Genomic DNA, 7,816 nt, shown 5'->3' on the forward strand with positions numbered 1-7,816 from the left:
CCTCCCGCTCCCCCTTCTACGGCACCCCTCGCACCGCCGGCAGCACCTTCCGCGCTCCCGCCCACGGCGCCTCTTACGCCGCCGGCACCTCCTACGCCCCCGCGCACGGCGCCTCCCGTACCTCCACGCCAGCGCACCGAGCAGCCGCCTGGACCAGCCCGACCGCCGGTCGACCCGTCACCTCGTCCACGGCCGGCCAACCAGCCGTCGGAGCCGCAGCAGCCGGTCGACGCCCAGCGGCCACCCCGACCGCCGTCCGGATCACCGGTACCGCCCCGCCAGCGGGTCAGCGACCAACCGCTGCACCCAGCGGTCGACGCACCGCCGACGCCGACGCAGGTGACGGCGCCAACGCCGACGCCGCCGACGCCGACGCAGGTGACGGCGCCAACGCCGACGCCGACGCCGACGCCGCAGGTGACGGCGCCCATGTCGACGCCGGCGTCGACGGCACAGGTGACGGCAGCCGCGTCGCCGGCCCCGGCGGTGCCGCCGTCTCCGGCTCCCCGGTGGGACACTCCGACGATCCAGGTACAGCAGATCGAGCCGCTGTTGACCGAGGAGATGGCCCGGGCCGCCGCCACGCCGGCCGAGGCGAGCGGATCAACCAACGTCGCGGTCGGACCGTCCGCCGTCAGCGCCTCTCCCGAGCCGGCACAGCCGGTGAGCGCACCACCCAGCCACAACCACCCCGTGTCCGGACCACCCGACCACAACCACCCCGTGTCCGGACCACCCGGGCACCCCTACCCCGTGTCGGGGCCGCCCAGCCACGCCCATCCCGTCTCGGGACCGCCCGGCTACCCCCAGCCGGTGTCGGGAGTGCCCGGCCACCCGAATCCGGTGTCCGGACCACCCGGTCAGCCCTACTCCGTGTCAGGGCCACCGGCGCAGCACTACCCGGTGTCCGGGTCGCCAGCGCAGCACTACCCGGTGTCCGGACCACCGAGCCAGCACTACCCCTTGTCCGGACCACCCGGCTACGGCGCACCCGTCTCCGCGCCGCCGGCCCACCCCTATCCGGTGTCGGGGCCGCCGGGTTACGACCAGCCGGTTTCCGCACCGCCGGGCCACCACTACCCGGTGTCCGGCCCACCCATCTCCGCACCGCCGGTGAGCGGGCCGCCCGTACCTCCGTGGGGGTTGACCGCGCCACCGTGGAGCCGCACGGCGCCACCGCAGCCGTTGCCCGCGGTCGGCGACGACCCGGCGGGCGGGTCCCAGGTGGACGGCCGCCGGTCCGAAGCGCACGCCGAGGCCGAGCCGGATGGTCCCGGCGCCACGGCGATGCCGCTGGTCGCGCCGGCTCATCCGACGGGCGTGACGCCGTCCGCGCCGACTGAGATGTTCCCGCCCGTCGAGCGTGCCGGCGACGGTCCGGCGATGCCCGACCCGGGCCTCGGCCAGCCGGACCTGAACACTCGACAGCCGCGCCCCGTCGAAGGTCCGACCGAGGCGGCGCCGTCGGCCTGGTCGCCGGGCGCCGACCCGGCCCCGACGACGCCGGTTTCTGGCACGTACCCCGAGGCGGGCCTGCCGACCCCCGGCCCCTTCGTGTCACCGGCCTCCGCGGCCCCGATCTACCCGCCGCCGGTCGCCCCCGCGCCGGCACCCGAGCAGTTTTCGATTCAGCAGCGGTACCCCGGCCAGCAGTACCACCCGGGCCAGGACGGGTACCGGCCGGCGTACGCCGATGAAGGGTCGAAGGTTCGGGGCCGGGGGACGCTGATCGGCGCGGTGGTGGCCGCCGGGGTGGCCGTGGTGGCGGTGGCCGGCCTGGGCGCGGTGGTGCTGAACCGCGACGACGCGCCGCCGCCGACGACCGGGACCGCGCCGACCACGGCGACGCCGACGGCGGCCGGGCCTCCGCCGGGCGATCTGAAGCTGCGGGACGACTCGGTCACGATCACGTTGACGTGGACGGACCCGTCCGAGGGTGCGGTGCCGTTCATGGTCGCCGGGGGCCGGGCCGGGCAGGCGCTGGGGGTGATGGCCACCGTGGACCCGGGCCGGACCACCTACACGGTCAACGGCCTGAACTCCCGGGTGGACTACTGCTTCACGGTGCTGGCGGTCTACTCCACCGACAGCTTCGCCACCTCGGGACAGGTCTGCACCGAGCGGGAACGCAGCACTCCGCCGAGCTGAGCTGGGCGTCCACACCGCACACGCTCGGTATCCACAGGGGTGACCGTGCGGGTTCCCCCGCCACGTGGCGGGCCATATGATGGCACCCGGCTCAGGGGAGGGGTCGCCGCGAGGCGCGCCACCTGCCACGACTCAGGGGAGGCAGCCGGCTGTGGCCAGCATCGAGGACGCCGTGCGCACCGACGCCCCCCGTTCGCGTTCCCGGTTGCGCGGCGGGCTGGTGACAGTCGGCACGGTGACCGCGTTGCTGGCCGCCATGGGGCTGACCGTGCTCGGGTTGGGCGCGGCGGACAACGCGGTGGCCAACTACGACGCGAGTTCGTGGCTGTGGAGCGCGGTGCGCAGCGAGCTGGCCCGGGTCAACGGGGTCACCGCTCGCGTCGACACCCGCACCGAGGTCCCCAACGCCCGCCGCCACCCCATGCAGGTCACCCAGACCGATCGGCTGCTGATCCTGCGTGACCTGCAGTCCGGGCAGGTCAGCTCACTGGACCTGGCCACCCTGCAGCTCACCGCGACCACCCGGACCACCCCCGGGCTGGGCGTGAGTGTCGCCCTGCACGAGGACGCGGCGTTCGTCGTCGACGCCGTGCAGGGCATCGTGCGCCAGCTCGACCCGCGGTCGCTGGCCCCGGTCGGCGAGCCGGTCCGCTACCCGCCGGGCATCACCGGCGGCACCTTCGACGGAGAGGGCCGGCTCTGGATCGCGGTCCCCAGCGAGGGCACGGTGTCGGCGGTCACGGCCGCGAAGCTGCCGTCCGCGCCGGCGTCGGCCGCGCCGGCCGGTGGCGGGCTCAGCCCGGAGCGGGTCGAGACGTACGACGTCGCCGAGGCCAGCCACGAGCTGGTGGTCTCCACGCTGGACGACGGTGTGGCGGTGCTCGACCGCACCGCCGGGAAGCTGGTGCGGGTACAGCGCGGCGAGGTGCATCTGACGTCGCTGAAGCTGACCGGTCCGGCGGCGCTGCCGGCCCGCACCAGCGGCCCGCGTGTCCCGGTCACCGTGTCCGCCGAGCGGCGGGTGCTGGTGGTGGGTGACGTCGGCGAGGAGCGGGCGTTCACCGTGCCGGGCGACGGCGACCGGCTCAGCGCGGCGGTGGCCTGGGCGGACCGGTTCTACTGCGCCGACGAGGCCACCGGCACCATCTACTCCTTCGACTCCGGCGGCCAGTTGGTCGACACCATCCGCGGCCGGGCGAACGGGCCGCTGGAGCTGGAGGTGCGGGAGAACCACCTGTTCATCAACTCGCCCGATTCGGCGACTGCCCGGGTGGTGGACGACAAGCACCAGGTGCGCGAGGTCAACAAGTACGCCAACGACGTGCTCGGCGGGGACCCGCCGCCTGCTCCCCCGCCGCCGCCCCCGCCGAAAAAGCCCCGGGTGGGCAAGCCGAGCGCGCCGCGCAGCGTCACCGCCGCCGCCGGCAACGCCCAGGCCCGGGTGAGCTGGCGGCCGGCCGCCGCGAACGGCGCCGAGATCATGAAGTACGTGGTGCAGGGCGCCGGCCAGCGCCTGGAGGTCGGTGCCAATCAGCGCGCGGTGGAGGTCAAGGGGCTGACCAACGGCGAGACGTACCGGTTCGCGGTGAACGCCGTGAACGCCAAGGGCGACGGTCCGTCGCGCAGCAGCAACCCGGTCACCCCCACGGCTGCCGTGCCCGATCCGCCGGCCAGCGTGACGGCGCAGGAGCGGCCGGACGGCACCGTGCTGGTGAAGTGGCCGGCGGCGAACGGGCAGGGCAACAAGATCGCGAAGTACGCGGTGACGGCCAGCTCGGCGGGGACGAACGCGCCGGCCGGCGAGTCGACGAAGACGGAGCTGGTGGTGCCCGCCGGGGAGCTGGAATACGGCACCCAGTACGCGTTCACCGTGGTCGCGGTCAACGACAAGGGCGCCGGTTCGGCGGCCTCGCCGGTCAGCAACACGGTGGTGCCGTTCGCGGCGCCCGGTCGGCCGGGCGATCTGCGGGCCGGCACGGTCGCCGCGCAGCCGGGCGCGATCACCGTGCAGTGGGAGCCGGCCGAGGCGAACGGCCGACCGGTGACGAAGTACCTGGTGGACGTCGGTGGACGCAGCAGCGAGGTGACCGACACCCGGACCACCGTCACCGGGTTGGGCAACGGCCAGAACGTCACGGTGAAGGTGAAGGCCGTCAACGAGGCGGGGCCCGGCCCGGAGGCCACCGCCACCGCCCGCACGGTCGCCGAGCCGCGGGTCACGGTCACCGGCTCGTCGGCCACCGCAACCTCGGCGACCGTCACGTTCACCGTGGACGCCGGCGGCGGCAAGGCGACCTGTTCGGTGAGTACGCCGGGTGAGCCGGCGAAGGCCGGGGCGTGCTCCAGCATCACGGTGCCGGGGCTGACGCCGGGCACGAAGTACACGTTCACGGTGACCGCCAGCAACGCCGCCGGCAAGGGCACCGCCACCAGGGCGCAGACCACCGACGCGCTGTACGGCATCGCGACCTGCCGCAACGGGGCGTCGGGTCCGGAGGCGAGCTACTGCACTCGGGAGATTCCGGGGGATCGCAACGGCAACGAGATCTTCAAGGTCACCCGCCAGGACAACGACCAGCAGGCCGGCTGGGTGCCGAACGGCCACCGGTTGAAGGCGTACTGCAAGAAGTCGGGCGAAGAGGTCTTCGCCTACATCTACAACAACGACAAGCGCAGCACCTGGTGGGTGCAGGTCGACTACAAGGGAAAGAACTACATCCCCTGGGCCTGGCTCAACCTGGAGGGCGGCGACAACATCGACGTCCTGCCCACCTGCTGAACCAGCCAGGCAAGGAGCACCACCGACCGTGAACACCCACGAGCCGCTCGCCCAGCCGGAGGTGCAGGGCTTCGCCGCGCTGGCCGCCCGGCTGGCCGAGAACGTCAACGCGGTGGTGCTCGGCAAGCCGCAGGTGGTCCGGCTGGCGCTGACCGCGCTGTTCGCGCAGGGTCACGTGCTCCTGGAGGACGTGCCCGGCGTCGGCAAGACGACCCTGGCGCGGGCCATCGCCGCCACGGTGAAGGGTCAGTGGCGGCGCATCCAGTTCACTCCCGACCTGCTCCCCTCCGATGTGTCCGGTGTGACGATCTTCAACCAGGCGACCCGGGACTTCGAGTTCCATCCCGGGCCGGTCTTCGCCAACATCGTCATCGCCGACGAGATCAACCGGGCGTCGCCGAAGACCCAGTCGGCGCTGCTCGAGGTGATGGAGGAGCGCACCGTCACCGTGGACGGGGTCCGGCACCCGGTGCCCGCGCCGTTCCTGGTGGTCGCCACGCAGAACCCGGTGGAGATGGACGGCACCTACCGGCTGCCCGAGGCGCAACTGGACCGCTTCCTGGTCAAGCTCTCCGTCGGCTACCCGGATGAGGCCGTCGAGATCGAGGTGCTGCGCGGCGCGACCGTCCGGTCCCCCGAGGCGCTCACTCCGGTCACCGACACCGCCACCGTCGGGGAGATGGTGCGGATGGCCCGCCGGGTGCACATCGCCGAGCCGCTCTACGCGTACGCGGTCCGGCTGGCCGCCGCCACCCGCGCCCACCAGCACGTACGCGTCGGGGTCAGCCCCCGGGGCGTCATCGCGCTGACCCGCGCCGCGTGCGCGTACGCGCTGATCGACGGGCGAGGTTGGATCATGCCGGAGGACCTGAAGGCGCTCGCCGAACCGGTGTTCGCGCACCGGCTGCTGCTCACCCCGGACGCCCAGGTGCGCGGGATGACCGCCGCGGAGGTGCTGCGCCAGGCCGTCGCCTCGGTGCCGGTGCCGCTGCCGTCGGGGCAGCCGGCGCCGGTGCAGGGCTGACCGGCAGCAGCGGCATGGGGATCACCGCCCGCGGGGTCGGGCTGCTCGTCGCCGCCGTCGTCCTGCTCGGGGTGGGCTTCCGGTTCGCGTACCCCGAGTTGACGCTGCTGGGGGCGGCGGCCGGCGCGGCCGTCGGCTACGCGGCGCTGACCGCGGCCTGGCGGCCCCGGCTGACGGTGACGCGGCGGGCGGACCCGGACCGGGTGGCCCGCGGCGAACCGGCGAGCATGACGCTGACCGTGCGCAACACCGGCCGGCTGCGCTCGGCGAACCTGCTGGCCGAGGACCGGTGTGGAGACCGCACGGTGCCGGTGCCGCTGCTACGCCTGCGGCCCGGCCGGGACACCGAGGTCCGCTACGACGTGCCGACCCACCGCCGTGGGGTGGTGCCGGTCGGGCCGCTGCGGGTGACCCGGCGCGACCCGCTGGGCCTGGTGGCGCTGGCCCGCCCGTACGGCGCGAGCACGCCGGTGTGGGTGCATCCCAGGGTCCATCCGCTGACGGCGGTGCCCACCGGTGCGGGGCGCAGCCTCGACGGCCGGGTGGACGGGGTTCCGCACGGGTCGATCACGTTCGACTCGTTGCGGGAGTACGTGGTGGGCGACGAGCTGCGCCGGGTGCACTGGCGCACCAGCGCCCGTGTCGGCGAGCTGATGGTGCGGGAGAACGTGGACACGAGCCTGCCCCGCCTGGTGGTGCTGCTGGACAACCGCGTCGCCGCGCATCCCGACCGGGTGAACGGGGTGGCGGAGTCGTTCGAGTCGGCCTGTGAGGCGGCGGCGTCGGTCGTCACCGCCGCGCACCGCGCGGACCTGCCGGTGCTGTTGGTGCTGGTCGCCGTGGAGCTGGCCACGTCGCCCGAGCAGGGGCGCGGCGACCGTGCCGACAGCGCGGTGGACGGCGATGACGGTCCACTGGGGCCGCTGGACCGCCTGGCCGCCGCGGAGCTCTCCGGTGACGACGACGCGCTGCGCGCCGCCACCACCCGACTGCGCCAGGACCGGCTCGGCGACACGCTGATCTTCCTGACCGGGCCGGGTGGCCGTGGCGAGCTGGGGCACGTGGGCGCGCTGCGCGGCGCGTACCCGTCGGTGGTGGTCGGGGTGTTCGGCGCGGCCGAGCCGACGCCGCCCGGCGCGGCGGGCCTGGTGGTGGTCGACGCGGCCGACGGCGCGCAGTTCGCCGCCGAGTGGGACGGGGTGCGCCGGTGGTGACGGGCGTCGGCCGGCAGAGACCGGCCCCGGCGACCACCGCCGGTCCGGCGGGGCCCGGGACGAGCGCGGGCACGCCGCCGATCGAGGGCCCGGCGCGGCGGAGCTGGCCCGGCCGGGTCGGGCGGGCACTGCGGGCCGCCGTCGTCCCGCTGGCGCTGATCGGGCTGACCTCGCTCGCCGGGGTGGTGCTCGGTCGGGTGTACGCCGGAGACCTGCTGACCCTCCTGGTCATCGGCGCCGCGGCCGGTTCGGTGCTGGTCAGTGTGGCCGCCCGGCGGCTGCCCTCCTGGCTGGTGGCACCGGTGTCGGTGGCCGCGATGGCCGGCTGGACACTGTGGTCGCTGCGGCTGTCCGCGACCCGCGCCGACCTGCCGGGCAGCCTGCTGGAGGTGACCGCGGACGCCGCGCGCAACGGCATCCCCCGACTGCTCACCGCGATGATTCCGGTCGAGCCCACGCCGGACACGGTGCTGATGCCGGTGGTCGCGGCGTGGCTGGCCGGGCTGGCCGGCGCCGAGGTGGCGTTGCGCACCGGTCGGGTGCTGCTGGGATACCTGCCGGCGGCGGGGCTCTACGCCGCCGCCCTCTACGTGGTCGGCCCGAACGCCGAACCGGCGATCGGGGCGACGGTGGCGTTCGTCGCGGTCGCCC

The 7,816-nt window shown here is 74.7% G+C and carries 4 protein-coding genes and 1 pseudogene; all 5 read left to right on the forward strand.

Going from position 1 to position 7,816, the window contains the following annotated elements; all coding sequences use genetic code 11:
- Positions 1-933 precede the first annotated feature (933 nt).
- Positions 934-2,148: a hypothetical protein gene (locus tag EAD98_RS31700; RefSeq protein WP_233583977.1), complete on the forward strand. Its 1,215-nt coding sequence runs from the start codon at positions 934-936 to the stop codon at positions 2,146-2,148.
- Between the two features lie 172 nt (positions 2,149-2,320).
- The gene (locus EAD98_RS26005) at positions 2,321-4,927 is read left to right on the forward strand and encodes a fibronectin type III domain-containing protein (RefSeq protein ID WP_121656619.1); all 2,607 of its coding nucleotides are present in this window, start codon (positions 2,321-2,323) and stop codon (positions 4,925-4,927) included.
- A 28-nt stretch (positions 4,928-4,955) separates the two neighbouring features.
- The gene (locus tag EAD98_RS26010) at positions 4,956-5,951 is read left to right on the forward strand and encodes a MoxR family ATPase (protein WP_121656617.1); all 996 of its coding nucleotides are present in this window, start codon (positions 4,956-4,958) and stop codon (positions 5,949-5,951) included.
- Between the two features lie 14 nt (positions 5,952-5,965).
- Positions 5,966-7,165 (forward strand): DUF58 domain-containing protein, encoded by a 1,200-nt coding sequence (locus EAD98_RS26015; RefSeq protein ID WP_121656618.1) that lies wholly within the window; start codon positions 5,966-5,968, stop codon positions 7,163-7,165.
- Between the two features lie 128 nt (positions 7,166-7,293).
- Positions 7,294-7,816 (forward strand): annotated as a pseudogene (locus EAD98_RS26020) (transglutaminase domain-containing protein); the annotation flags it as partial.

Source organism: Micromonospora sp. CV4 (genome assembly GCF_003667455.1).
Classification (GTDB): domain Bacteria; phylum Actinomycetota; class Actinomycetes; order Mycobacteriales; family Micromonosporaceae; genus Micromonospora.